This is a genomic window from Microbacterium sp. Z6_144 (genome assembly GCF_057197625.1).
In genome coordinates this window covers 1,204,663-1,229,686 of the sequence record NZ_JBXVPT010000001.1, presented here as the reverse complement: position 1 = coordinate 1,229,686, position 25,024 = coordinate 1,204,663, and the positions used below count along the sequence as shown (strand labels likewise).

Genomic DNA, 25,024 nt, shown 5'->3' with positions numbered 1-25,024 from the left:
CCCATCTCCCAGTCGTTACCCACCCAGGACGCCGGTCCTGGGGGGTACTCGCCCCGGACCGCCCGCATCCCCTACGCTGTGCCGAAAGCTGTTCCCGCGCCGCATCCCGGGAGGTTCTCATGGCCGTTTTCTCACGGGGTTTCGGCGCCCGTCGGCGGGAGTCCGATCCCGACCTGCCGCCCGGACAGTACCTGACCCAGGACTTCCCCGTGCTCTCAGCCGGGCCCACGCCGCGCATCGACACCGCGGAGTGGACCTTCACGATCCGCAACGAGCACGGGGCCTCACGCACGTGGACGTGGGAGGAGTTCCTCGCTCTCCCCATCGAGGACGTCTCCACCGACATCCACTGCGTGACGCGCTGGTCGAAACTCGGCACGTCGTGGCGCGGCGTCTCCCTCGACACCCTGCTCGCCGAGGTCGACACCGACCTCGAGTACGCGATGGCCCACTCGTACGGCGGCTACACGACCAACGTGGCGCTGGAAGACCTCACCGGCGGCCGGGCCTGGATCGCGTTCGAGTTCGACGGGGAGCCGCTGGACCCCGAGCACGGCGGGCCTGCACGACTGCTGGTGCCGCACCTGTATTTCTGGAAGAGCGCGAAGTGGGTGCGGGGTCTCACCATGCAAGACCACGACGACCCCGGATTCTGGGAGCAGAACGGGTACCACATCCACGGCGACCCCTGGCGCGAGGAGCGCTATTGGTGACCGTCGGGGACTGGTCGCCGGCGCGGATCGCACAGGTCGAGCAGGCAACCTCCACCGCGCGGATCCTCCGCCTGCACGTCCCGGGGTGGCCCGGGAACCTCCCCGGACAGCACCTGGACCTGCGGCTCACCGCCGAGGACGGCTATCAGGCGGTGCGCTCGTATTCGATCGCATCCTTCGGCCCGGGCGAAGACGTCGAGGTCGCGATCGACGAGGTGCCCGACGGCGAGGTGTCGCCCTATCTCGTGCGGGATGTGCAGGCCGGGGACGAGCTGGAGGTGAAAGGCCCGCTGGGCGGGTACTTCGTGTGGCACGACGACGACCCCTCCCCCGTCCAGCTGATCGCCGGCGGCTCCGGCATCGTGCCGCTGCTGGCGATGGCCCGTGCGCGGGCGGCGTCGGCCGCGTCGGCGCCCTTCCGGCTGCTGTACTCGGTCCGCACGCCCGCCGACGCCCTGTACCGCGACGAGGTGGAGCGGCTGGATGCTGCGGGCATCGCCCTCACGTGGATCTTCACCCGCTCCGGCCCGCCGGGGTGGGCCGGTCGGGTGGGACGCATCAGCGCGGACGACCTCCGCGCGCACGCCACCCCGCCGGACCTGGCACCCGCGGTGTTCGTGTGCGGTCCGACGGGGTTCGTCGAGGCCACCGCATCCGCCCTCGTGCAGCTCGGTCACGATCCGGTGCGCGTGCGCACCGAGAGATTCGGAGGTACGTGATGAGCAGATCCCGCGCCCTTCCCGGGCCCGTACGCCTCGTGGACGGCAACGCTCTGGCGGGCATGCTGGCCGGCGCTCTCGCCATCGACCCGACTGTGCTCGCCCTGACGTGCGGTCACTGCCGGGATCGGTTCCTGTTGGCCGAGACGGTCGTGGAGCGCGAGTCGGATTCGGCGCTGGTGCGCTGCCGTTCGTGCACGCATACGCTCCTCACCCTCGCCGACGAGCCTCACGCCCTGGTGGTGCGGATCGGCACCCTGGAGCTGCGATTCCCTCGCTGACGCGGACGAATGGCTAGCGCTGGTCCTGCGGCTGGAGCGCCTGGTGGTCATCGGCGCGGGCCGGTTCGGGTTCAGGGAGGAAGGGATCAGCGGTTGACATGCGCGGATTGTGCCACGCCTCACCGAACAACGCGTGAACGCGGGATGCTGGGAGGTCACCGTGCGGCGCAACGCGGTCACGCATCGCAAGGCGTGACCCTCCCCCGCTCGCGCCTGCAATCCGATCGGGTGAGGGAACCGAACAATCAACGCTGGCACACACTGGGGGATGCCAGCTCAGGTGCCTTCCGCTCTTCACCGGGCGGGAGGCACCCACCCGACGCCGTCTCCCACCGCAACCAGAAAGCCCCCTCCCCTCCGGCGCAGCGCGGGGTTCGGTACTGGTACCCCCGGTGGGACTCGAACCCACACTGAAGCGATTTTAAGTCGCCTGCCTCTGCCATTGGGCTACGGGGGCGGGACCTTGCCCGCTCCCACCGTAGCGTTCAGCCGCGAGCGGCGACCTTCTCGCTCGTGGCCGGCTTCGTGGTCTTGGCGGCCGGCTTCTTGTCGTCCGCGTTCGCCGACTGCTGCGGGCGCGGGCGGGCGGCGAACTCCTCGAACACGTAGCGCGGAGTCTGCACGGCCTCGAGGTTCACGATGTCGCGGCCGAGCCAGAGGTTGTTCCACCATCCCCACAGCACCCGCCACTTGCGCTCCCACGTCGGCATCGCCAGGCCGTGGTAACCGCGGTGAGCGACCCACGCGGGGAATCCCTTGATCGCGATGTTGCCCGACTGGAAGGCGCCGTTGTACAGGCCCAGACCCGCCACGGCGCCGAGGTTCTTGTGGATGTACTCCTTGGGCTCCTCACCACGGAGCACCGCGGTGATGTTCTTCGCGAGGAGCTTGCCCTGACGCACGGCATGCTGCGCGTTGGGCACGCAGAATCCGCCCACGCCACCACCGGTGAGGTCAGGCACGGCCGACACGTCGCCGGCCGCCCACGCGCCATGGACGATCTCCTCGGCGGTGCCGACCCGCAGGTCGGGGCGGGTGCGGATGCGGCCGCGCTCTTCGACGGGCAGGTCGCTGCCGCGCACGACGGTGGGGTTGGCCATGACGCCCGCCGTCCACACGATGATGTCGGTGGGGAGGATCTCGCCGGTGGAGAGTTCGACGTTGCCGTCGACGGCGCTGGTGACCTGGGTGTCGAGGTGCACGTAGGCGCCGCGGCGGGCCAGGTCTTTCAGCACCCACTCGCTCGTCTTCATCGACACCTCGGGCATGATCCGGCCCATGGCCTCCACGAGGTGGAAGTGCGTCTCGTCGAAGGAGAGCTGCGGGTAGTAGGTCAGCAGGGATGAGGCGAACGAGCGAAGCTCGGCGATCGCCTCGATTCCGGCGAAGCCGCCGCCCACGACGACGACGGTGAGCAGACGCTCCCGCGCGGGGCCGGGGGGAAGAACCGACGCCTTGTCGAAGTTCGACAGAAGCAGGTCGCGCACCGCGACAGCCTCTTCGATGGTCTTCAGCCCGATCGCGTTGTCGGCGATCCCGGGGATCGGGAACGTCCGTGAGACGGCCCCGGCGGTGACGACGATCTGGTCGTATTCCTGCTGCCACGGCTCGCCGACGATCGGGGTGAGCGTGGCGACCTTGTTCGCGTGGTCGATACCGGTGACCTTCGCCGCGAGGACGGTGGTCCGCTTCAGGTGCCGGCGCAGCGGCACGACGGCGTGGCGGGCCTCGATCGAACCTGCCGCCACCTCGGGGAGGAACGGCTGATAGGTCATGTAGGGCAGCGGGTCGACGATCGTGACCTCGGCTTCCCCGCGACGAAGCTGCTTCTCCAGCTTCCAGGCTGTGTAGAAACCTGCGTATCCGCCACCGACGATGAGGATTCTGGGCACGGTGCTGGTCACGGTGGAAGGAACTCCTAGGTGGGTGGGCTGCTCGGCGTGCGCGATTCGCGTGCCAATCGGATACGCCGGGCGGCAGCGGTGAGGCCGAGCACCACCATTATAGACGCCAGGGTCCCGGCAGCGAGCGGAAGGCTCCCGTAGCGCAGGGAATCCTCGTTCGGAAGCAGCGGGTGATCGCGGGCCGACGCCGTGTCGGCCTCAGGCAGCGGCGGGACGTCGACGGGGCCGAGCGACGGCTGCGGAGCCGGCTCGGCATCGGCGCGGCGGTAGAGGCGGATCCATTCCGCGAGGTCGCCCACCGGGTTGACGCTGACGGTCGGCACCTGCGCGCTGACGGCTGCGGCGGCGTTGACCAGCCCGTAGCCGTACAGCAGGTCGGGGTGCGATCGCGCGCCCACCGCCGGGGTGGCCGTGCTGATGAGGCGGTTGAGGACGTTGTCCGCATCCAGATCCGGATGCGCCGACCGGACGAGGGCGGCGATACCGGCCACGATCGGGGCGGCGCCACTCGTTCCGTTCCACTGCACGAGTGTGCCGTCGGCGGACACGCCCATGAGCCGCTCACTGGGGGCGGACACGCCGATCGTGAGCCCCTGGGTCGATGCCTCGATGCTGGCGACTCCGGAGGGGTCGACCCCGCCGACGGTGAGGACGCCCGGGATGGTCGCGGGCGCGCCGACGCGTGTGGTGCCGCTGCCCCGGTTACCCGCGGCGACGACGATGACCACGTCGTTGTCGAAGGCGTACATGAACGCGTCGTCCCACGACGGGTCCCACTCGAGGGTGTTGGTCGTCAGCGACATGTTGATGACCTTCGCGCCGTTGTCCACCGACCAGCGGACGGCCTCGGCGATCTGGTCCCGCACCGGAACGGTGCGCCCGGAGATGTCGATCGAGACCGAGAGCAGCTCCGCCTCCGGGGCGACTCCGATCATCCCGCGCCCCTCGCCCGTGCCGCGCGCGCCGGCGAGCGAGGCCACCCAGCTGCCGTGGTTGGCATTGGCCCCGCCGATGGGGGTCCGCCCGTCGGTGCTTCCCAATCCCGACATATCGGCCCCGCCGACCACGCCGCCGAATTCGACCGGGTTCCGCCCGACGCCGGTGTCGATGATCGCGACGCGCACGCCGGCCCCGCGCGTGACCTGCCACGCCTCGCGGACGCCGTACTGGTCGAGCCAGTACTCCCCCGCCCGCACCGGGTCGGTGGGGTCCTCGGGCACGGCGGCCGCTCCGGCGAGGGTCGCGGCCAGGACGAGGGCCGCCGCGGCCGCGGCGACCCTTCTCATCCGAGCGCTCCGGGTCGGGCGCACGTGCAGCGATGGGGGGACCAGCTCGCCCGCTCCAGCGCGAGATCGCCGATCGGGTTGACTCCGGGCCCGGCTGCGAGGGCGTGTCCGGCGAGCGCGTGCAGGCACTTGACGCGCGTCGGCATGCCGCCCGCGGAGATCCCCGCGATCTCCTCGGGTTCGCCGTATGCCGCGCGGTCGCGCAGGTAGGACTCGTGAGCGCGCTGGTAGGCCGCGCGCAGATCGTCGTCCGCATCGAGTTCGTCGGCGAGCTCGCGCATCACGTGGTCGGCCTCCAGCGCCGACAGGGCCGCCGTGGCTCCCGGGTGCGTGAGGTAGTAGAAGGTCGGAAAGGGCGACCCGTCCGTCAGTCGCGGCGCGGTGGCAACGACCAGCGGGTTACCGCACACGCAGCGCGCAGCCACGCCCACCACGTCGCGCGGTGGGCGTCCGAGCTGTTCGTGCAGGACCGCCAGGTCGGCGTCGGTCGCGGGCGGAATCGGGGGGGTGCTCATCCCCGCCAGGTTACCGTCACCGGCTGCGAGGGCGCTGGAGCGCGACGGGAGGTCACGGCGCCGGCGCCGGCACCCCGATGGTGGGTGCCGCGGTGCGGGCGAGCCCGGAAGTGGCGACCGACCGCACGAGTTGCGACATCCAGTCGGTGCGGGTCTGGGCGACCTCGTCGGTGACGGTGCCCTCTTCCTGCGGCAGCGCGGCGGCGGGCAGGTCGTTGTCCACGAGGTAGACGACCTCGCCCGGCTGCACGTAGTACAGCCGCTCCCGCGCCTGGGTGGTGATGTAGGCGGGGTCCGTCCAGCGTTCCTGCTGCGCCTCGAGGTCGGCGACCTCCTGCTCGCTCAGTGCTACCGCATCCCGGAGCGCCTCGATCTGCTGACGCTGGTCGACGTAGGTGCCCACGGTGGGGACGAGCACGAAGGCGGCCAGCACCACGAGCCCGAGCATGATCACCATGAAGCCCGAGAGGCGGATGCCGCCGAGCCAGCCGCGCACGTCGACGCGCTCGGGCGCGCCCCCGGACGTGCGAGAGGGGGGAACCGTTCCTCGAGGCACGGTTCCCCCCTCTCGTCGAAGCTTCGCGGCCGCTTACGCGGTGTAGCGCGGGAAGGCGGAACGGCCGGCGAACTCCGCCGCGTCGCCCAGCTCCTCCTCGATGCGCAGAAGCTGATTGTATTTCGCGACGCGCTCGCTGCGAGCGGGCGCGCCGCTCTTGATCTGCCCCGAGTTGACGGCGACGGCCAGGTCGGCGATCGTCGTGTCCTCGGTCTCGCCCGAGCGGTGCGAGAGCATCGTCGTGTAGCCGGAGCGGTGGGCCAGGTCGATGGCGTCGAGCGTCTCGGAGAGCGTGCCGATCTGGTTCACCTTGACCAGCAGGGAGTTGGCAGCCCCTCGCCGGATGCCTTCGGCCAGGCGCTGCGGGTTCGTGACGAACAGGTCGTCCCCGACCAGCTGCACGCGCTTGCCGAGCTTCTCGGTCAGCGCGGTCCAGCTGTCCCAGTCGTCCTCGGCGAGGGCGTCTTCGATCGTGACGATCGGGAACGCGTCGACGAGTTCGATGTAGTAGTCGGTGAGCTGATCGGCGGTCCAGTCCCTGTTGTCGAGGCGGTACACGCCGTCGTTGAAGAATTCGGTGGCCGCGACATCCAGGCCCAGCGAGATCTCGCTGCCCGGGGTGAAGCCGGCCTTCTCGATCGCGCGGACGAGGAATTCCAGGCCCTCGCGGTTGCTGGGCAGGTCGGGGGCGAAGCCGCCCTCGTCGCCGAGGCCCGTCGCATAGCCGGCGGCCTTCAGCTCGCCCTTGAGCACGTGGTACACCTCGGTGCCCCAGCGCAGCGCCTCCGCGAAGCTCGAGGCCCCGAGGGGCGCGAGGAAGAACTCCTGCATGTCGATGCCGTTGTCGGCGTGCTCGCCGCCGTTGATGACGTTGAACAGCGGAACGGGCAGCAGGTGCGCGTTGGGTCCGCCGAGGTAACGGAACAGCGGCAGGTCGGCGCTGTCGGCGGCGGCCTTGGCCACGGCTAGGCTCACCCCGAGGATGGCGTTCGCCCCGGAGCGGGACTTGTTCTCGGTGCCGTCGGTCGCGATGAGGATCTCGTCGACGATGCGCTGCTCGCTGGCGTCGACGCCCTCGATCGCGGGGCCGAGCTCGTCGATGACGGCGGCGACGGCCGCGAGCACGCCCTTGCCGTTGTAGCGGGTCTTGTCGCCGTCGCGCAGCTCGTACGCCTCGAAGGCGCCGGTGGATGCTCCGGACGGGACGGCCGCGCGCTGGACGATGCCATCGTCCAGCAGCACCTCCACCTCGACGGTCGGGTTTCCGCGCGAATCAAGAATCTCGCGCGCGTTGACAGCCTCGATAAGTGCCACGAAGGACTCCCTAAAGGTTCGGGGTGTGAGGTTTGCGGAGCGTCGTCGGTCCGGGGTCGAGTCTAGTGATGCGGGCGCCGGGCCACAGGGCGGTCAGGACGCGGCGTCCGTCACCACGGCCACGGCCACGCCGTCCCAGCCCTTCGCGTCCAGCGTCTGCAGCGCGGTGGCGTCGAACCGCGGATCGCGCCCCAGCATCTCCAGGCCTTCCCGGACGCCCGCCACCTGCGGCTCGGTGACGTCGGGATCGGCCACCTTCCCCGACCGCACGACGTTGTCGACGACGACGACGGTGCCGGGGTGTCCCAGTCGCGCGGCCCAGTCGAGATAGACGGTGTTGGATTCCTTGTCGGCGTCGATGAAGACCAGGTCGAACGCCTCCTCGCCCGCCAGCGTCGGCAGCACGTCGGCGGCCCGGCCTTCGCGTACGTCGACCCGATCGGCGACGCCGGCGCGTTCGAGGCTGGTGCGCGCGACGGCGGCGTGCCGGGGCTCGGCTTCGATGCTGATGACGCGTCCGCCCTCCGGCAGCGCCCGGGCGAGCCAGATCGTCGAGTATCCGCCGAGCGTGCCGATCTCCAGCACGCGCCGCGCCCCGCTGATCCGCGCCAGCAGGTGCAGGAACTTGCCGTTGAGCGGCGCCACCTCGATGGCGGGGAGCCCCGCGCCCTCCTGGTCGGCCACCGCCGCGGCGAGGTCGGGATCGGAGCCGACGAGGGTGTCGGTGAGGTAGGCGTCAACCGCCTGGAAGGACTCGGGAGTGAGAGCGGTCATGTCGTCAGCCTCGCCGCCGGCCGCGACGCCGTCAACCGTCAGCCGACTCGCGCGCGGACAGCGCCGCCAGGACGGCCGCGGCACCTGCGGCGTCCGGACAGGTGACCACGAACTGCCGGCCTCCGGTCCGCGTGACGCAGATGGCCGGACCGCTCCTCAGGACGATGCCGAAGCGCCCGGGCACCGACCGCAGCCCCCATCCGCCGAACTGGCCCATCGGCTCGACATGCTCGACGGCGACGTGGGCGATGTCGGAGACGGGGACGAAGAAGCGCGGCACCCCGACCACGGACCGCACCGTGATCCCCGTCGCATCCACGCGGATGCGGAACGCGCTCGTGGTCAGCACGAGTGCCAGCAGCGCCACGGCGATGACTCCGAGGAGGAGGGACGCACCCGGCTCGGAGCCTGCGGCCACCGCCACAGCGGCACCGGCGACGCCCACGCAGATCAGGACGAGAAGGGTGAAGACGCCGGGATGGATCACGGCCACCCCGAACCACGCGGCACGCTCGCGCGGCGCCAGGCTGAGCTCAGGCGCCGCCTCCGCCGCACGGACGGAGGCCTCGCGGGGCTGCAGGAACCAGGCGAGCGCGCCGGCTGCGACAGCCGCAGCGAGGCCGACGGGCATCGCGGGTTCGACCGAGGGCGCATCGGCCGGGTCGGAGAGGCCGCGCTGCGCGAGGAAGGTCGCGGTGAACAGGAACGCGAGCAGGGCGGACAGCGCTGGTGCCAGTGCGCCCATGAACCGGTACGACCCCCCTCGGTCACCGCGACGGAGCCCCTGCAGCGTGCTCAGCGCCAGCAGGAGCGGGAGGCCGAGCGCGAATCCGACGGAGAGCAGAGGTTGCGTCCACGCCGGGGCGAATCCGTCCGGACGGCCCTCCGCGTTCCAGTGGATGGCAACCTCGCCCGGCACGCTCGGGAGGGCGAGGAGTTGCAGGACGAGGGCGGCGATGGTGAAGGCCACCGGTAGCACGAGGGCGACGATCACGAACCGCCGCAGGGCGGGTGGATGGGAGGGGGTCATGAGGCGATCTCCTTCACGAGGGCGGCAAGGGCGGATGCGCTCAGTCCGAGGGTGCGTGCCCTCGTGACGAGGCCCGCGATGTCGGCATGCAGGGCGGCCAGTGGGAGGGCCCCCTCCGTCACGACCGCGCCGCGGCCGCGGCGCATGTCGACGAGACCCTCGTCGCGGAGGTCCTGGTAGGAGCGGAGCACGGTGTGGAGGTTGACTCCGAGCGACGAGGCAAGCTCCCGCGCGCTGGGGAGGCGCTCTCCCGGCAGCAATTCGCCGGATGCCGCGGCGGCCCGCACGCACGACGCCAGTTGCGCGAAGAGAGGTTCGTCGCTCAACGGATCCACGCGGAAGATCATGGAACTATTCTAGTACAAGTAGAACAGCATCGTCGGTGGTCAGGACAGCGGGCGCAACTCCAGGTCGGCGGCGGTGGTGCCGGCCGAGACGGTCGCGAAGGCGGCGTAGCCGTCGGCGGCGGCCCGCTCCAGCAGGGCCTTGAGGTTCTTCGTGCGCTGCTCCAGGCGCACGCGTCGTCCCTCGGCGATGAGCGTCGATTTCAGCGTCACGAGTTCGGCGACGGGAACGTCGCGATCGTGCACGAGAACGACGGCCTCGGATGCGGCATCCTCGCGCTCTGCGACGAGGTCGACGATCCGCTCGAAGCCGATGGAGAAGCCCACGGCGGGCACGTCCTGCCCGAGGAACCGGCCGATCATGCCGTCGTAGCGCCCGCCGCCGCCGAGCGAGTACGTCACCGACGGGTGGGCGAGCTCGAAGATCGTGCCGGTGTAATACCCCATGCCGCGCACGAGGAAGGGGTCGAACTGCAGCGGAACAGCATCGCCGGCCCGGGCTGCTGCGACGGCGTCGCCGAGCGCGACGAGGGAGGCGATGACGTCGGCGGGCGCGTCGTCGGGGAGCGCCGCGCGGATCTGCTGCGCGCCGTACGGGTGGTGCTCGAGCGTTCGCGGACGTTGCAGGAACGCCGCGAAGGAGTCGACGGCCTCGGGCGTCGCGCCGCGGTCGCGCAACTCCGCGGCGACGCCGTCGGGGCCGATCTTGTCCAGCTTGTCGATCGTGATGAGGACGCCCGGGCGCTCCTCGGCGGCGAACCCGAAGCTTCCCAGCATCCAATCCAGCGCGCGGCGGTCGTTGACGCGGATCGTGCCGCCCTCCAGGCCCAGCGCGTCCAGGGTGTCCAGGCTCGCGACGAGGAGCTCCGCCTCGGCGCGCGCCGTGGCGTCGCCGATGACGTCGATGTCGCACTGCACGAACTGGCGGTACCGGCCCTTCTGGGGTCGCTCCGCGCGCCACACCGGCGCGACCTGCACCGCGCGGAAGACCGCGGGAAGCTCTGCCCGGTGGCTGGCGTAGAACCGTGCCAGCGGCACGGTGAGGTCGTAGCGGAGGCCGAGGTCGGTCAGCGCCGCCGGGTCGTCGGCGGCGGCGCGGATGGCGTCGGCGTCCAGCCCGCGCTTGAGCACGGTGAAGGCGAGCTTCTCGTTGTCGCCGCCGATGCCGGAGTGCAGCCGGGCGTACTCCTCCATGACGGGCGTCTCGATCTCGTCGAACCCGTGGGCGCGGTAGCGCTCGCGGATGACGGCGAGCACACGCTCACGGCGGGCCTTCTCAGCGGGGAGGAAGTCGCGCATGCCGCGCGGCGGGGTGACGGAGGGCACGCACCTAGTCTCTCAGGCCCGCTCGCCACCGCCGCGCGCGGCCTCGGCCGCGCGCACCTCGTCGGTCAGCATCCGGAGCCGTCCCCGCAGCGCCCGCTCCGCGTCCCAGCCCTGCGCACGCGCGTCGGCGACGAGCGCCAGCAGGGCGTCGCCGAGTTCGGCCTCGCTCCCCGGCCGAGAAACCACATTCGGGCCGAGACGCCCCGCGTCGCCGGGTTTCTCGCCCGGAACGTGGTTTCTCGCGGAGGTGACGCCGACCTGCGCCGCCCGGGCGAGGAGCTTCTGCGCGAGGGCGAGCGACGGCATGTGCGCAGAGACGCCCTCCAGCACACTCGTCCGGGCGCGCTTCTCCGCAGCCTTGGCCGCATTCCAATGCACGAGCACCTCTTCCGGGGTGTTCGCCACCGCGTCGCCGAAGACGTGGGGATGCCGCCGCACCATCTTCTCCGTGAGCCCCCGGGCGACGTCGTCGATGTCGAACGGCGCCTCGGCGTCGCGGGAGGCGATCTCCGCGTGGAAGAGCACCTGCCACAGCAGGTCGCCGAGTTCCTCCCGCAGTTCCTCACGCGTCCCGGATTCGACGGCGTCGATGACCTCGGCGCTTTCCTCCACCAGGTAGGGGACCAGCGCGCGGTGGTCGATCTGCCGCGTCCAGACGCAGCGGTCGCGCACCGCGCGCATCGTCTCGGCGGCTTGGCGCAGCGCGTCTCCCCCGTCGCCGGGCCCGTGGTCATCCGGTGGTGCCATCCCGCCACGATACGAGCATCATGACGCGCCCGGCATCCGGTCCGGATAGTTTTGAGGGATGCGCGACGTGACCCAGACCGAGCCCGTCGACCTCGTCGGCCGATTCGAGGCGGGCCAGGAGCTGCCCGAGGAGATGCGGGCCGACGTGCGCCTCCTCGGGTCGCTCCTCGGACGCGTGCTGCGCGAGAGCGGCTCCCCCGGGCTGTTCGGCGACGTGGAGCGGCTGCGGACGGCGACGATCGAGGCCTACACGGACGAGACGCCCGAAGCCTTCGCGCGTGCCGCGCGCATCGCCGACGGCTTCACCGTGCAGCGCGCCGACGAAGTGGCGCGCGCCTTCACCTGCTACTTCCACCTCGTGAACCTCGCCGAGGAGCATCAGCGGGTGCGGGTTCTCCGCGAACGCGACGGACGCACCAGTTCCCCCGGGGATGCCGACTCCATCGCCGCCGCCTACGCGCAGCTGTCCGAGGAAGTGGGGGAGGATGCCGCGCGCGACCGGTTGCGCGCACTCCGGTTCCACCCCGTCTTCACCGCGCACCCGACCGAGGCGCGGCGCCGGGCGGTGTCCAGCAGCATCCGCCGGCTCTCCGAACTGCTCGGCGGCTACGACGGCGCCGCCCACGAGGGGCCGGCGCGCCGCCGGGCCGAGCGACGCATGATCGAGGAGATCGACGTGCTGTGGCGGACGGCGCCCCTCCGCTCGGAGAAACCCTCCCCGACGGACGAGGTGCGCGCGGTCATGGCCGTCTTCGACGAGACGCTGTACACCGCCGTCCCCCACGTGTACCGCCGAGTGGACGACGTCCTCCAGGGCGACGCGGCCGGCGCCCGCGCCCCCCAGGTGCGCCCCTTCGTACGCCTGGGGTCGTGGGTGGGTGGCGACCGTGACGGCAATCCGTTCGTCACGGCGTCGGTGACGCGCAAGGCGGCAGCGATCGCGAGCGAGCACATTCTGCTCGGGCTCGAGCGCACCGCCCTGCGGGTGGGCCGGGGGCTCACCCTGGATGCGGCATCCACCCCGCCCAGCGACGCCCTCGTGACGCTGTGGCAGCGGCTGCGGGCCGCCGACGAGGATGCCGCGGAGCAGATCGCGAAGCGCTCCCCCGACGAACCGCACCGACGCATCCTGTTGATGCTGGCCCGCAAGATCGCCGCGACGCGCACGCGCGACGCCGACCTGGCCTACCGGGATCCCGAGCACCTGCTGGCCGACCTCCGCATCGTGCAGGACTCCCTCGTGGCAGCCGGCGCGGTCCGGCAGGCGTACGGCCACCTGCAGCAGCTGGTGTGGCAGGTGGAGACGTTCGGCTTCCACCTCGCCGAGCTCGAGGTCCGGCAGCACTCCGCCGTGCACGCGAGCGTGCTCGCCGAGCTCGACGCCGGTGAGCGGAGCGAACAGGCCGAGGAGGTGCTCGACGTCTTCCGCGCGATCGCGTACATCCAGGAGCGCTTCGGCCCCCGCGCGGCCGGCCGCTACATCATCTCGTTCACGCGCTCGGCCGACGACCTCGCCGCGGTGCATCGCCTGGCCCGGTATGCCGTGGGTGAGGGCGGCACGCCGCCCGTGCTCGATGTGATCCCGCTGTTCGAGACCTTCGCCGACCTCCGGGCCGCCCCCGGCATCCTCGCCGAGATCGTCGAGCACCCCGAGTTCGCCGCGCGCCTGGATGCCACGGGCCGGCGCCTGGAGGTGATGCTCGGGTATTCCGATTCGTCGAAGGACGTCGGCCCGGTCGCGGCCAACCTCGCGCTGTACGAGGCGCAGTCCGAGATCGCGGAGTGGGCGCAGCGCACGCGAATCGAGCTCACACTGTTCCACGGGCGCGGCGGCGCGCTCGGGCGCGGCGGGGGCCCGGCGAACTCCGCCATCCTCGCCCAGCCTCCGCATTCGGTGGACGGGCGGTTCAAGCTCACCGAGCAGGGCGAGGTCATCTTCGCCCGGTACGGCGACCCGGCCATCGCGATGCGGCACATCGACCAGGTGGCCGCCGCGGTGCTGATGGCCTCGGCGCCGTCGAACGAGGCCCGCAACCGCGAGGCCGCCGAGCGCTACGCCGACGTCGCCGCCACGATGGACGCCGCATCCCGCGAGCGCTTCTTCGCCCTCGTCAAGGCGCCGGGCTTCGCGCCGTGGTTCGCGACCGTGACGCCCATGGAGGAGATCGGGCACCTGGCCCTCGGATCGCGCCCGGCCCGCCGCGGCCTGTCGGTGGAGTCGCTGGAAGACCTCCGCGCCATCCCGTGGGTGTTCGCGTGGACGCAGGCCCGCATCAACCTCGCCGGCTGGTTCGGTCTGGGCTCGGCCCTGGAGGCGGTCGGCGACGAGGAGCGCCTGCGCGAGGCCTATCGCGAGTGGCCGCTGTTGCGCACGCTCGTGGACAACGTGGCCATGAGCCTCGCGAAGGCGGACGTGCGCATCGCGCAGCGCTACCTGGACCTCGGCGATCGCGACGATCTGGCAGAGCTCGTCATGGCGGAGATGCACTTGACCCGCTCGTGGGTGATCCGGGTCACCGGGGGCGACGAGCTGCTGGAGACGAAGCCCACCCTGCAGCGCGCCGTCAAGATGCGGAGCCCCTACGTCGACGCCCTGTCGCTCCTGCAGCTGCGTGCCCTGCGGTCGCTGCGGGAGGCCCCGGCCGATGCGGAGCGAGACCAGGAGCAGGAGCGACTGCTGCTGCTGTCGGTCAGCGGTGTCGCCGCGGGGCTGCAGAACACCGGCTGAGCCGACCGCCGGTCAGTCGAGCCGCACGTCCCTCTGGTGACGGGCGAGGCTGCGCCCGTACCGCTCGGTGAGCTGCACCATGAGGTCGGGGGTGTCCCGGTCGACGCCGAAGACGTAGCCGGGGAAGTCGAGCTCCTTCTGGGCACCCCAGATCTCGTCGTGCTTGTCGGGCGGCAGGATCAGCACGGGGTCGCCCACCGCCACCCAGCCGATCGGCACGACGCTGCGTGCGGGGAGCACCGAACGCAGGTGCACGACGGCATTGATGCGCACTTCGCTGCGCTCGCCGATGCGCGCCCCGTTGAAGACCCGCGTGCCGGTGGCCAGGAACACCTCGTCGCCGATCGTCGCCCCCGAGATGCTGGCCATGGGACCCACAAGGGTGTGGTGGCCGATGCGCGCCGCGCCCGCGGCGCTGGCCCGGATGAGCGCGTTCTCCATCACGATCACGCTCGTCCCCAGCACCACCGGGCCGCCCTCCGCGGTGATGACGGCGCCGTGCAGCACCTGGCAGTCGGCGCCGATCGTGACATCGCCGCTCAGGACGGCTGTGGGGGCGATCACGGCGTCGGGGTGGACGCGGGGCCGCGCCCCGAGGTGCTCGAACTCCACTGGTCCTCCTCGATCGGTGCCAGCGTAGCGCCCGTCCGGTTCAGGATGCTGTGGACGTGGCCGGCTCCGCGGCCGGGGCGGGGCGCGTCTCCTCGGGGAAGAGCTGGTCGAGGAGCTGGGCGACCCACCCGATGAGCCCCCCGTCGGTGTCGGCGGGCGGCAGCGGAACCACCAGCGCCTCTCCCCCGGCGACGATCTTGGCCTTGGGATGCAGTCGCTGCAGGCGCACGCGCAGGGAATCCGGCAGGTTCGCCGGCGCGAGCCGCAGGTTGGGGCCCATGGCCACGACGTCGGCGAGGCCCGCGCGCGCGGCGCGGCGGCGCAGGCGCGCGACGGCGATGAGACCCTCCACCTCGCGGGGGGGCTCGCCGTAGCGGTCGCGCAGTTCGTCCACGACCGCGTCGATGGCGTCGTCCTTGGCGGTGGCGGACGCGGCGGCCGAGAGCTTCTGGTACGCCTCCAGGCGCAACCGCTCACTGTCGATGTAGGTCTCCGGCAGGCGCGCATCCACGGGGAGCTCCAGGCGCAGCTCGGTCGGACCCTCGGTCTCCTCTCCGCGGAACGTCGCGACGGCCTCGCCGATCATGCGCAGGTACAGGTCGAACCCGACTCCCGCGATGTGCCCGGCCTGCTCGGCGCCGAGCAGGTTGCCCGCTCCGCGGAGCTCGAGGTCTTTCAGCGCCACCTGCATGCCGCTGCCGAGGTCGTTGTTGACGGCGATGGTCTCGAGGCGGTCGGCCGCGGTCTCCGACAGGGGCTTCTGCTCGTCGTAGAGGAAGTAGGCGTAGGCGCGTTCGCGGGCACGCCCCACGCGGCCTCGGAGCTGGTGGAGCTGGGACAGACCGTACTTGTCGGCCCGGTCGATGATGATCGTGTTGGCGTTGGAGATGTCCAGCCCGGTCTCGACGATCGTCGTGCAGACCAGGACGTCGGAACGGCGCTCCCAGAACGCGTCGACGACCTCCTCGAGGGCGTGCTCGCCCATCTGCCCGTGCGCGACGGCGATGCGCGCCTCCGGAACGAGCTCGGCGAGCTCGGCGGCGACCCGCTGGATGGACTGGACGCGGTTGTGGACGAAGAACACCTGACCCTCGCGCAGCAGTTCGCGCCGGATGGCGGCGGCGATCTGCTTATCGTTGCGCGGGCCGACGTACGACAGGATCGGATGCCGGTCCTCCGGTGGGGTCTGCAGCGTCGACATCTCCCGGATGCCGGTGACCGCCATCTCGAGCGTGCGCGGGATCGGGGTCGCGCTCATCGAGAGGATGTCGACGTTGGTCTTGAGCTTTTTCAGCGCATCCTTGTGCTCGACGCCGAAACGCTGCTCCTCGTCGATGATGAGGAGACCCAGGTCTTTGAAGATCACCTTCTCGGTGAGGATGCGGTGCGTGCCGATGACCATGTCGATCGTGCCGTCGGTGAGGCCCGCGAGGATCTGGCGAGCGTCCTTGTCGCTCTGGAATCGCGAGAGCGCCCGCACCTTCACCGGGAACCCCGCGAAGCGCTCGGTGAACGTCTCGGTGTGCTGCTTCACGAGGAGAGTGGTGGGGACGAGCATCGCGACCTGCTTGCCGTCCTGAATGGCCTTGAACGCCGCACGCACGGCGACCTCGGTCTTGCCGAAGCCGACGTCGCCGGAGAGGAGCCGGTCCATGGGGATCGGCTTCTCCATGTCGGCTTTGATCTCGTCGATCGTCTGCAGTTGATCGGGCGTCTCGGCGAAGGGGAACGCCTCCTCGAGTTCGCGCTGCCACGGGGTGTCGGGTCCGAACGCGTGCCCTCTCGAGGCCATCCGCGCCGAGTAGAGCTTCACCAACTCCACCGCGATGTCGCGCACGGCCTTGCGCGCGCGGCCTTTGGCCGCGGCCCAGTCGCTTCCGCCCATCTTCGACAGCGTCGGCGCCTCCCCGCCGACGTACTTCGAGAGCAGGTCGAGCTGGTCGGTGGGCACGAAGAGCTTGTCACCGGGGTATCCCCGTTTGGACGGCGCGTACTCCAGCACGACGTACTCGCGCGTCGTCTTCACCGGGTTGCGCCCCCCGCTGGACACCTCGCGCTGCGACAGCTCGACGAAACGGCCGATGCCGTGCGTGGCGTGCACGACGAAATCCCCGGGCTTCAGCTGCAGCGGGTCCACGACGTTCCGCCGCCGCGACGCGAGCTTCTTCACCACGCGCGCATCGCTGCCGATCGTCCGCCCGTAGAACTCGCTCTCGGTGAGCACGGCGAAGCGCGCCTCGGGGAGCTGGAAGCCGCGCTCCAACGGGGCGACCACGAGGTGGGCGACCCCCGGTTCGGGAACGTGGAGCACATCGTCCACGCGGCGGGCGGCGATCCCGCGCTCGGCGAGCACATCGCGCGCGCGATCCACGAGGCCGGCGCCGGAGGCCACCACCACGACGCTCCAGCCCTCGGACAGCAGCGTGCCGATGTGGGCGGTCGCGCCGTCGACGTTCCCCTGGAACGAGGGCACGGCCTCTCCGCGGATACGGATCGCCGCGTCATCCACGTCGAGGCCCTCGGCGGATGCGTCGGCGGCACCGGAGTCGAACGCCGACAGGCTCCACCACACCCCGCCGCGTGCCGCGGCGGCCTCCCGCAGCTCCGCGAGGGTCAGGAAGTCTCCCGCGTCCAGGTCGATCGGGGTACGCGCGCCCGCCGTCGCCGCCGACCACGCCGCCTCCAGGAACTCGCGGTTGGTCTCCCCGAGCGTCCGGGCGCGGGCGACGGAGCGTTCAGGATCCACCAGGGCGACCGCGGAGTGCTCGGGCAGGAAGTCGACCAGGGGCACGAGGCGATCCACGAGGATCGGCATGAGCGATTCCATGCCGTCGGTCGGGATGCCCTCGGACATCCGCTCGAGCATGGAGCGGAGCCCGGGATACTCGTCCCGCAGCGCACCGGCCCGCGCACGCACGTCCGGCGTCAGCAGCAGCTCGCGGCTCGGAATCAGCGAGACGCTGGGCACGGCGCCGGGAAGCGAGCGCTGGTCGGCCACGGAGAAGGCACGGATCTCATCGACCTCGTCGCCGAAGAAGTCCACCCGGACGGGGTGGTCGGCGTTGGGCGCGAAGACGTCGAGGATGCCGCCGCGCACGGCGAATTCCCCCCGGCGCGACACCATGTCGACCCGGTGGTAGGCCAGCTCCACGAGACGGGCCGAGACGGAGTCGAGGCCCTGCCCGCGGCCGCCTACGGACAGCTCGATCGCGGCCACGTCGCCGAGTCCCGCCATCAGCGGCTGCAGCGCGCTGCGCACGGAGGCGGTCACCACGAGCGGGGCGGCGCCGTCCCACGCGGCGATCCGCCGCAGCACGTCGATGCGACGGCCGACCGTCTCGGCGCTCGGGCTCAGCCGCTCGTGCGGGAGGGTCTCCCACGCGGGGAAGTGCAGCACCTCCGCACCGGGGAGCACGGCCGACAGCGCCGGACCCAGCGACTCGGCGCGACGCCCCGTGGGGGCGACCACCAGGACCACGCCCGGGTGTCCCGCGGCACGGCGGCGTTCGAGGAGCGCGGCCAGGACGGGGACGTCCAGGCCGTCGACGAGGGAGAAGTCGGCGTCGGCCACTGACGCGGATGCCGCGTCCCGGAACGAGTCGGCCTGCTCGAGGGCGCGCACGATCCCGGGAATTGTCACTTGGAAAGTCTACGGCTCGGTGCCGACACCGGCGCGGCGGTGTGTCGGGGTAGGGGGCGCACCTAGACTGACCGCGACCGCGATCAAGAACGAAGGAAGTGGCCATGAGCACGAATCCGCCGAGCACGAACCCGCCCGAACCGCAGGGCCAGCCCACCCCTCCCCCCGCCTACCCCGCGCCGACCGATTCCCCGTCCGCCTACCCCGCCGCGAGCTACGCGCCGCCCGCCGGCGAGGCGGAGCCCCAGACCAAGACCAAAGGGCCCTCGGGACTGGGCATCATCGCCTTCGCGGCGGCCCTCGCCGGCGCCGTCATCGGGTCCATCCTCGCCTTCATCGGCGGCATGCAGCTCGGCGGCCTCGCGCAGTTCGCCGAGGTGACCGACAGCGGTTCGGTGAACGTGGACGGCAACAACCTGCCGCCGGAGGGCCAGCAGATGGCTGTCGCCAGCGCCGCTCTGATCTTCGCTGCGTTCGCAGTGTGGGGCATTCTCGCGCTGTGGGGGTTCATCCAGGGCATCGTGGCGGCCGTGAAGGACCGTGGTCGCGCGTGGGGTATCGCGGCGATCGTCATCGCCCTGCTCGGCGTCGGCGCGGTCGCCACATTCTCGGCGATCGGCGGCGCCGCCGGCGTGGCCCCGTACATGTCCTGACCCGCGGGTCGGATCGAGTACGTCAGCGGGGTGCGTGGAAGCGCTGCTGTGCGGCGAGGAGCCCCTCGCCCACGGTGGTCTCCACCGCATCCGCGGCATCGGCGATGAGATTGGGCAGGGTCGCACGCTCCTGCGCGCCGAACGGGTCGAGCACCCAGTCGGCGGGGTCCTGACGACCTGACGGACGCCCGATTCCCACGCGAACGCGCGGGAAGTCGGGCGTCCCGAGCGCCTTGGCCACGTCGCGGACACCGTTATGTCCGCCGTGACCGCCGCCGGTCTTGAGCTTGATCGTGTCGAACGGGATGTCGAGCTCGTCGTGGACGACGATGATCCGTCCGGCGTCCACGCCGTAGTACTTGGCCAGGTTGGCCACGGGGCCGCCCGAGACGTTCATGAAGCTGTTCGGCTTGGCGAGCACGAGCTTCGCGCCGCCCGGCTGCAGCCACGTCTCCGCCACCCGCGCGTTCGCCCGATGCGCGGCGAATCTCTCCGCGCGGCGGCGGGCGAGCTCATCGACCACCATCTGCCCGACGTTGTGCCGGGTCGCCTCGTAGCGCGGGCCGGGATTGCCCAGGCCCACGACCAGCCATGTCTCAGCCATCGCGGACCTGGGCGCCCCTCACGAATACGGAAGAGCCACCGGTCACTCGGACTCGGCGGACTCCTCGGACTGCTCCTCGGCCACGGCGGCGTCGGCCTCCGCGATCTCGTCCTCGGCCGCGAGCGTGTCGGTCGGAACCGAGACGGCGACGATGAGCGTCTCCGGGTCGGCGATGAGCACCGAGCCGGCCGGCAGCTTCAGGTCGGCGGCGGTGATGTGCGTCCCGTCCTCGAGGCCCTCGACGTCGACCTCGATCGACTCGGGCAGCTGCGTGGCGTCGGCCTCGATCAAGATGGTGTTGGCGTCCAGGTTGGCCAGGGTGCCGGGGGCGGGCTCACCGACGACGATCACGGGGACGTCGACGGAGACCTTCTCGCCCTTCTTGACCACGAGCAGGTCCATGTGCTCGATGATCTGGTGAACCGGGTCCTTCTGCACATCCTTGACGAGCGCGAACTCGTGGGTGCCGCCCGCGACCTCGAGATCCAGCAGCGCGTTGGCGCGGCGGATGAGCAGCGACACCTGGTGACCGGGGAGGGCCAGGTGCAGCGGATCGGTCCCGTGGCCGTACAGGACGGCGGGAATCTTGCCCGAGGCGCGAAGGCGACGGGCGTGGCCCTTGCCAAAGTTCTCGCGCAGCTCGGCGCTGACCTTGTTGTCTTCCGACATGATGAGTTCTCCTTGCGGGCCCACGGGCCCGGTGTGGGGGTCTGGTTTTCGACTCGAACGCGACGCGTGAGGAAAGCCGTGGGCCTGCTTCACCGCGTCGATCACGGACGCACCGCCCTGGGCTGACGCATCCCTCGCCGAAGTATCTGTCCCGAGTCTACCAGCGGCACCGCTACCATGAAGACGCAGCCGACACCCGGAGGATCCATGCCCGCTGAATTCTTCTCCCACCTCATGCTGTGGATCGTGGGCGGCATCACCGCGCTCGGCCTGATCGGCACCGTGGGCGCGTTCTGGTCGCTCGGCCGGGGCGGCTACCGCCAGGACTGACGTCGCCACCGGGACGCCGTCAGGGGCCGGGCGTCGTGCGGGCGTAGTGCTCGAGGTAGCGCTGGAAGCCCTCGTCGTAGTGCGCGCGTAGCTGCTCACGGGGTCTCACCATGCGCACCGGCTCGCCGTCGAGAGCGGGGTGCCGATCGGGCTGACCGCTCGCCCGCAGGCCCATCCGCACCGCTCCGATAAGCGAGCTGTGCTGCCGGGACGACGCTTCCATCGGCACCCCGAAGATGTCGACGGTCAGCTGAGTCCAAAACGGCGATGCCAGGACTCCCCCGGAGAGGATGATGCGCCGCGGGCTGCCGTTGAGCGCCGTCAATTCGGTGAAGCAGTGGAACAGGGAGTACACGATGCCTTCGAGCACGCCCTGGTAGATGTCGACGCGGCTGTGGTGCGGCTGGAGTTCGACAAGGCCGCCGCGTCGCTGGTCCTGCCACCCGGGGCTCCGCTCTCCGAACAGGAAGGGCAGGAAGACGGGCAGGTCCCGGGCATCCGCTTCCAGGTTCGGTTCGATCGCCGCATAATCGGTCGCCGCACCGAAGAAGCGCTCCTTCGCCCAGTCGACACAGTTCCCGCACCCCGACGTCGCCGCCCCGCTGAGCGGCCCGAGCGGCGATCGGTAGGACCAGGTGCTCATCGTGCGCGAGAACGACGGATGCTGCGTGGCGAACCGGAGCGCGCCGCTGGTGCCCATCGAGAACGTCATCTCCCCGTCGCCTGTCGCACGCTCCCCGACCTGGTTGAGGCCTCCGTCGGGCTCGGGGACGAGGACCGGGACGCCGGCGGTCAGGCCGAGAAGCGAGGCACCCTCGTGCGTCAGCGGTGCGGTGTCGTAGGCGGAGCGGAGCGCCGGAAGGACGACGCCGCGGAGCCCCAGCCGCGAGATCACCTCGGCGTCCCAATCGGCGGTATGGGCGTTGAGCAGGCCCGTGCCCGAAGCCTGCGATGCACTCATCCATACCTCGTCCGTCAGCCGCGCGAAGGTGAAGGTCGGCTGGTCCATGGCCACAAGCCCGACGGGGAGCACGCCCTCCTCGCGCAGGTGCATGAGCTTGAACGCCGGGTAGGAGGCGTTCACGAGGCAGCCGGTGCGCTCGTAGAACCACCGGGTGAAGCCCGCGTCCGCACGCAACCGCGCGCACAGGTCTTGGGCGCCGGTGTAGGGCCACTCCATCACCGCGGTGACCGCGCTGAGATCCGGACGTCGCAGAGTCAGACCGTGCCATGTGCCGCTCAGCACGATGAGGTCGACCGCCATCCCTGCGGCCAGCTCCCGGCCGAGCGCGACGAGCTGGGAGAAGATGGCCTCCGCGTCGCGTACCGCCGCATCCGGGCCGGGCACATCCAATCGGCGACCACGGACCGCGGTCGTGCCGAGCGCGGTGTCGAAGAGCAGCGCCTTCGCCGACGTCGTGCTGGCCTCCAGCGCGAGGATGATCATCGTGCTCCGTTCGTTACCGACATCTTTCCAGTCGTCGGGTCGTGGCGGCATCCGGCAACGCGGTCGCCGGCGCCGTGGCCCACCCGCGGGGATAGGCTGAATCCGATCCGACCGGCGTCCCCCCGATTGCGGGCGCCCCCCTCCGCCTCGAACGATCAGGAGCCCGCGTGTCCGCAACCGATTCCCAGACGAACCTGTCCCCCGACCAGGATCAGGCACCCTCCGAGGCGGCGAGGAAGCACGAGGGCGCGCCTGCCCCGGAAGACGTCCCCCGCCCCACCGCCGAGGCCGGTACCCACGCCCCCGCCGACGCCGGGGGCCCGGCCAACATCGGTGTCGTCGGCCTCGCGGTGATGGGATCGAACCTCGCCCGCAACCTCGCCAGCCGCGAGGGGAACACCGTCGCGGTGCTGAACCGTTCGCGCTCCAAGACCGACGAGCTCGTCTCCGCCCACCCCGAGGCCGGATTCGTCTCGGCCTTCTCGTACCAGGAGTTCGCCGCGTCCCTGCAGCGACCGCGCACGGCCGTGATCATGGTCAAAGCCGGCGGCGCGACGGACGCGGTGATCGAAGAGCTCGTGCGCGTGTTCGAGCCTGGCGACATCATCGTCGACGGCGGCAACGCGCTGTTCACCGACACCATCCGCCGCGAGAAGGCGGTGCGCGAGACGGGCATCAACTTCGTGGGGATGGGCGTCTCCGGCGGTGAGGAGGGCGCGCTGAACGGTCCGTCCCTCATGCCGGGCGGATCGGATGAGTCCTGGACCACGCTCGGCCCGATCCTCCGCTCCATCGCCGCGGTCGCCGAGGGCGAAGCGTGCGTGACCCACGTCGGCCACGACGGCGCCGGGCATTTCGTGAAGATGGTGCACAACGGCATCGAGTACGCGGACATGCAGCTGATCGCCGAGGCGTACGACCTCATCCGCCGCGGAACAGGCAAGAGCCCCGCCGAGATCGCCGACGTGTTCGCCGAGTGGAACCGCGGGGAGCTGGAGTCGTACCTGATCGAGATCACCGCGGAGGTCCTCCGCCAGACCGACGCGGAGACGGGTCGGCCTCTCATCGATGTCATCGTCGATCAGGCCGGCGCCAAGGGCACCGGCGCCTGGACGGTGCAGACGGCCCTGAGCCTCGGGGTGCCCGTCTCCGGGATCGCCGAGGCGACCTTCGCCCGCTCGTTGTCCAGTCACCCCGAGCAGCGGGAAGTGTCACGCGACCTCCCGGGTCCGACCGACGCGCTGGAGGTCGAGGACCCGGACGCGTTCATCGAGAAGATCCGCCTCGCCCTGTACGCGTCCAAGATCGTCGCGTACTCCCAGGGGTTCGATGAGATCCGTGCCGGAGCGGCCGAATACGGCTGGACCATCGACCTCGGCCGGATCGCCGCGATCTGGCGCGGCGGATGCATCATCCGCGCTCAGTTCCTCAACCGCATCACCGAGGCCTACGCAGCGACGCCCGACCTTCCGGTGCTGCTGACCGCGCCGTACTTCGTCGACGCCCTCACGCGGGCACAGTCCGCCTGGCGCGAGGTCGTGGCCACCTCCGCCCGTGCCGGTATCCCCGCTCCGGCGTTCTCCTCGTCCCTGGCCTACTACGACGGCCTCCGCGCCGAGCGCCTCCCGGCGGCCCTCATCCAGGGGCAGCGCGACTTCTTCGGCGCCCACACCTACAAGCGCATCGACAAGGCGGGCACCTTCCACACCCTGTGGTCGGGCGACCGCACCGAGATCGAGGCCGAAGACACCCACTGATCCGACGCCTCGTCGCCGGCCGCCACACGCGGGGGTCCCCGGCGTAGGGTCGGGGTTGTGACTTCACGACGCATCCTCTTCCTCGGTGGTTCCGGGGTCATCAGCACGGCCTGCGTGCGCTCGGCCGTGGCGGCCGGCCACGACGTCACGGTGCTCAACCGCGGCCGGAGCGCCCGCGCGCTGCCGAGCGACGTCCGCGAGCTGATCGCCGACGTCCGCGACGGCGACGCGGTCGCCCAGGCGCTGGGCGGAGAGGAGTTCGACGTCGTCGCCGATTTCGTCTCCTTCGTCCCCGCTCACGTGGAGACGGCTCTGGCCGCCGCCGGCGAGAGGGCAGGGCAGTACGTCTTCATCAGCTCCGCCTCGGCGTACCAGAAGCCGCCGTCGCGGGTTCCGGTGACCGAGTCCACACCGCTGCGCAACCCTTTCTGGCAGTACTCGCGCGACAAGATCGCGTGCGAGGACCTGCTGGTGGCGGCGTACCGCGAGCGCGGCCTGCCGGTGACCATCGTGCGCCCCTCGCACACGTACGACGAGACGCTGCTGCCCACGATGGGCGGGTGGACGGACGTCGCCCGCCTGCGGGCGGGCAAGCCCGTCGTCGTGCACGGCGACGGCACCAGCCAGTGGACCCTGACCCACAGCGACGACTTCGCCGTGGCCTTCACGGGCCTCCTCGCCAACCCTGCCGCGCTGGGCGAGGCGTTCACCATCACCGGGAGCCACGCCCCCACGTGGGATCAGATCTACAGGTGGGTCGCCCAGGCCGCGGGCGTCCCGGAGCCGCGCCTGGTGCACGTCGCCAGCGAGACGATCGCGGCGTGGGATCCGGACCTCGGTCCGGGGCTTGTGGGAGACAAGGCGCACTCGATGGTGTTCGACACCGCCAAGGTGCGGGCTCTGGCGCCGGAGTTCGGAACGACCGTCACGTTCGACGAGGGTGCTCGCCGCATCCTGGCCTGGTACGACGCCGATCCCGCACGGCAGCGGGTCGATCAGGCCCGCGACGCGCTCTTCGACCGCATGATCGCCCACGCGGATGCGGCCGGCTGAGCCGCGCCGCTCACAGCCCGCA

General features: G+C 71.1%; 23 protein-coding genes and 1 tRNA gene. 8 read left to right on the top strand and 16 right to left on the bottom strand.

Annotation, left to right across the window (positions count from 1 at the left end; translation table 11 throughout):
* Positions 1-119 precede the first annotated feature (119 nt).
* Genes AC2DGY_RS05980 through AC2DGY_RS05970 form a run of 3 tightly spaced genes read left to right on the top strand, consistent with a single transcriptional unit; the run spans position 120 to position 1,713 of the window.
* A complete protein-coding gene (locus AC2DGY_RS05980; protein WP_484508784.1) occupies positions 120-713 on the top strand; it encodes a sulfite oxidase-like oxidoreductase in 594 nt (197 codons plus the stop codon).
* A complete protein-coding gene (locus tag AC2DGY_RS05975; RefSeq protein ID WP_484508783.1) occupies positions 710-1,432 on the top strand; it encodes an FAD-binding oxidoreductase in 723 nt (240 codons plus the stop codon). The genes AC2DGY_RS05980 and AC2DGY_RS05975 overlap by 4 nt, the downstream gene beginning before the upstream one ends.
* Positions 1,432-1,713, top strand: a complete 282-nt coding sequence (locus AC2DGY_RS05970) for a DUF6510 family protein (protein ID WP_484508782.1) — start codon at positions 1,432-1,434, stop codon at positions 1,711-1,713. The genes AC2DGY_RS05975 and AC2DGY_RS05970 overlap by 1 nt, the downstream gene beginning before the upstream one ends.
* A gap of 381 nt (positions 1,714-2,094) precedes the next feature.
* On the opposite strand, the gene AC2DGY_RS05965 is transcribed toward AC2DGY_RS05970, so the two are convergent.
* From AC2DGY_RS05965 to AC2DGY_RS05915, 11 genes are all read right to left on the bottom strand, one after another.
* Positions 2,095-2,170: transfer RNA gene (locus tag AC2DGY_RS05965), tRNA-Leu, on the bottom strand.
* A gap of 28 nt (positions 2,171-2,198) precedes the next feature.
* A complete protein-coding gene (locus AC2DGY_RS05960; RefSeq protein WP_484509979.1) occupies positions 2,199-3,605 on the bottom strand; it encodes an NAD(P)/FAD-dependent oxidoreductase in 1,407 nt (468 codons plus the stop codon).
* A 26-nt stretch (positions 3,606-3,631) separates the two neighbouring features.
* Positions 3,632-4,903 carry a S8 family serine peptidase gene (locus tag AC2DGY_RS05955; protein ID WP_484508781.1) on the bottom strand — a complete coding sequence of 424 codons (1,272 nt, stop codon included), beginning with the start codon at positions 4,901-4,903 and terminating at the stop codon, positions 3,632-3,634.
* Positions 4,900-5,418, bottom strand: a complete 519-nt coding sequence (locus AC2DGY_RS05950; protein WP_484508780.1) for a DUF501 domain-containing protein — start codon at positions 5,416-5,418, stop codon at positions 4,900-4,902. Before AC2DGY_RS05950 ends, AC2DGY_RS05955 begins: the two co-directional genes overlap by 4 nt.
* 52 nt (positions 5,419-5,470) lie before the next feature.
* A complete protein-coding gene (locus tag AC2DGY_RS05945) occupies positions 5,471-5,974 on the bottom strand; it encodes an FtsB family cell division protein (RefSeq protein ID WP_484508779.1) in 504 nt (167 codons plus the stop codon).
* A gap of 33 nt (positions 5,975-6,007) precedes the next feature.
* On the bottom strand, positions 6,008-7,288 hold the full coding sequence (gene eno / locus AC2DGY_RS05940) for a phosphopyruvate hydratase (RefSeq protein ID WP_484508778.1): 1,281 nt from the start codon (positions 7,286-7,288) through the stop codon (positions 6,008-6,010).
* 93 nt (positions 7,289-7,381) lie between these two features.
* A complete protein-coding gene (locus tag AC2DGY_RS05935; RefSeq protein ID WP_484508777.1) occupies positions 7,382-8,062 on the bottom strand; it encodes an O-methyltransferase in 681 nt (226 codons plus the stop codon).
* A gap of 31 nt (positions 8,063-8,093) precedes the next feature.
* On the bottom strand, positions 8,094-9,092 hold the full coding sequence (locus AC2DGY_RS05930; protein ID WP_484508776.1) for a DUF1648 domain-containing protein: 999 nt from the start codon (positions 9,090-9,092) through the stop codon (positions 8,094-8,096).
* Positions 9,089-9,439 (bottom strand): GntR family transcriptional regulator, encoded by a 351-nt coding sequence (locus AC2DGY_RS05925; RefSeq protein ID WP_484508775.1) that lies wholly within the window; start codon positions 9,437-9,439, stop codon positions 9,089-9,091. The genes AC2DGY_RS05930 and AC2DGY_RS05925 overlap by 4 nt, the downstream gene beginning before the upstream one ends.
* A 39-nt stretch (positions 9,440-9,478) precedes the next feature.
* On the bottom strand, positions 9,479-10,735 hold the full coding sequence (gene hisS / locus AC2DGY_RS05920; protein ID WP_484509978.1) for a histidine--tRNA ligase: 1,257 nt from the start codon (positions 10,733-10,735) through the stop codon (positions 9,479-9,481).
* 39 nt (positions 10,736-10,774) lie between these two features.
* Positions 10,775-11,509, bottom strand: a complete 735-nt coding sequence (locus AC2DGY_RS05915) for a nucleoside triphosphate pyrophosphohydrolase (protein WP_484508774.1) — start codon at positions 11,507-11,509, stop codon at positions 10,775-10,777.
* Between the two features lie 58 nt (positions 11,510-11,567).
* Here AC2DGY_RS05915 and AC2DGY_RS05910 point away from each other — a divergent pair, with 58 nt between their 5' ends.
* Entirely contained in the window at positions 11,568-14,237 is a 2,670-nt protein-coding gene (locus AC2DGY_RS05910; RefSeq protein WP_484508773.1) for a phosphoenolpyruvate carboxylase, read from the top strand.
* A gap of 12 nt (positions 14,238-14,249) precedes the next feature.
* Here the strand turns inward: AC2DGY_RS05910 and AC2DGY_RS05905 are convergent, their stop codons facing one another.
* Both AC2DGY_RS05905 and mfd read right to left on the bottom strand, forming a co-directional pair.
* Positions 14,250-14,849, bottom strand: coding sequence for a gamma carbonic anhydrase family protein (locus AC2DGY_RS05905; RefSeq protein WP_484508772.1), 600 nt, complete (start codon positions 14,847-14,849; stop codon positions 14,250-14,252).
* A gap of 40 nt (positions 14,850-14,889) precedes the next feature.
* Positions 14,890-18,489: a transcription-repair coupling factor gene (gene mfd / locus AC2DGY_RS05900; protein ID WP_484508771.1), complete on the bottom strand. Its 3,600-nt coding sequence runs from the start codon at positions 18,487-18,489 to the stop codon at positions 14,890-14,892.
* Positions 18,490-18,593: 104 nt separating this feature from the next.
* On the opposite strand from mfd, the gene AC2DGY_RS05895 reads away from it, so the two are divergent.
* On the top strand, positions 18,594-19,142 hold the full coding sequence (locus AC2DGY_RS05895) for a hypothetical protein (protein ID WP_484508770.1): 549 nt from the start codon (positions 18,594-18,596) through the stop codon (positions 19,140-19,142).
* Positions 19,143-19,164: 22 nt separating this feature from the next.
* Here AC2DGY_RS05895 and pth read toward each other — a convergent pair whose 3' ends face one another.
* Positions 19,165-19,746, bottom strand: coding sequence for an aminoacyl-tRNA hydrolase (gene pth / locus AC2DGY_RS05890; protein ID WP_484508769.1), 582 nt, complete (start codon positions 19,744-19,746; stop codon positions 19,165-19,167).
* Positions 19,747-19,788: 42 nt separating this feature from the next.
* A complete protein-coding gene (locus tag AC2DGY_RS05885) occupies positions 19,789-20,415 on the bottom strand; it encodes a 50S ribosomal protein L25/general stress protein Ctc (protein WP_484508768.1) in 627 nt (208 codons plus the stop codon).
* 207 nt (positions 20,416-20,622) lie between these two features.
* Here AC2DGY_RS05885 and AC2DGY_RS05880 point away from each other — a divergent pair, with 207 nt between their 5' ends.
* Positions 20,623-20,745 carry a hypothetical protein gene (locus AC2DGY_RS05880; RefSeq protein WP_484508767.1) on the top strand — a complete coding sequence of 41 codons (123 nt, stop codon included), beginning with the start codon at positions 20,623-20,625 and terminating at the stop codon, positions 20,743-20,745.
* A gap of 19 nt (positions 20,746-20,764) precedes the next feature.
* On the opposite strand, the gene AC2DGY_RS05875 is transcribed toward AC2DGY_RS05880, so the two are convergent.
* Positions 20,765-22,192 (bottom strand): gluconokinase, encoded by a 1,428-nt coding sequence (locus tag AC2DGY_RS05875; protein WP_484508766.1) that lies wholly within the window; start codon positions 22,190-22,192, stop codon positions 20,765-20,767.
* Positions 22,193-22,359: 167 nt separating this feature from the next.
* Between AC2DGY_RS05875 and gndA the strand changes: the two genes are divergently transcribed.
* A complete protein-coding gene (gene gndA / locus AC2DGY_RS05870; RefSeq protein WP_484508765.1) occupies positions 22,360-23,949 on the top strand; it encodes an NADP-dependent phosphogluconate dehydrogenase in 1,590 nt (529 codons plus the stop codon).
* A gap of 57 nt (positions 23,950-24,006) precedes the next feature.
* The gene (locus AC2DGY_RS05865; protein WP_484508764.1) at positions 24,007-25,002 is read left to right on the top strand and encodes an SDR family oxidoreductase; all 996 of its coding nucleotides are present in this window, start codon (positions 24,007-24,009) and stop codon (positions 25,000-25,002) included.
* Positions 25,003-25,024 lie beyond the last annotated feature (22 nt).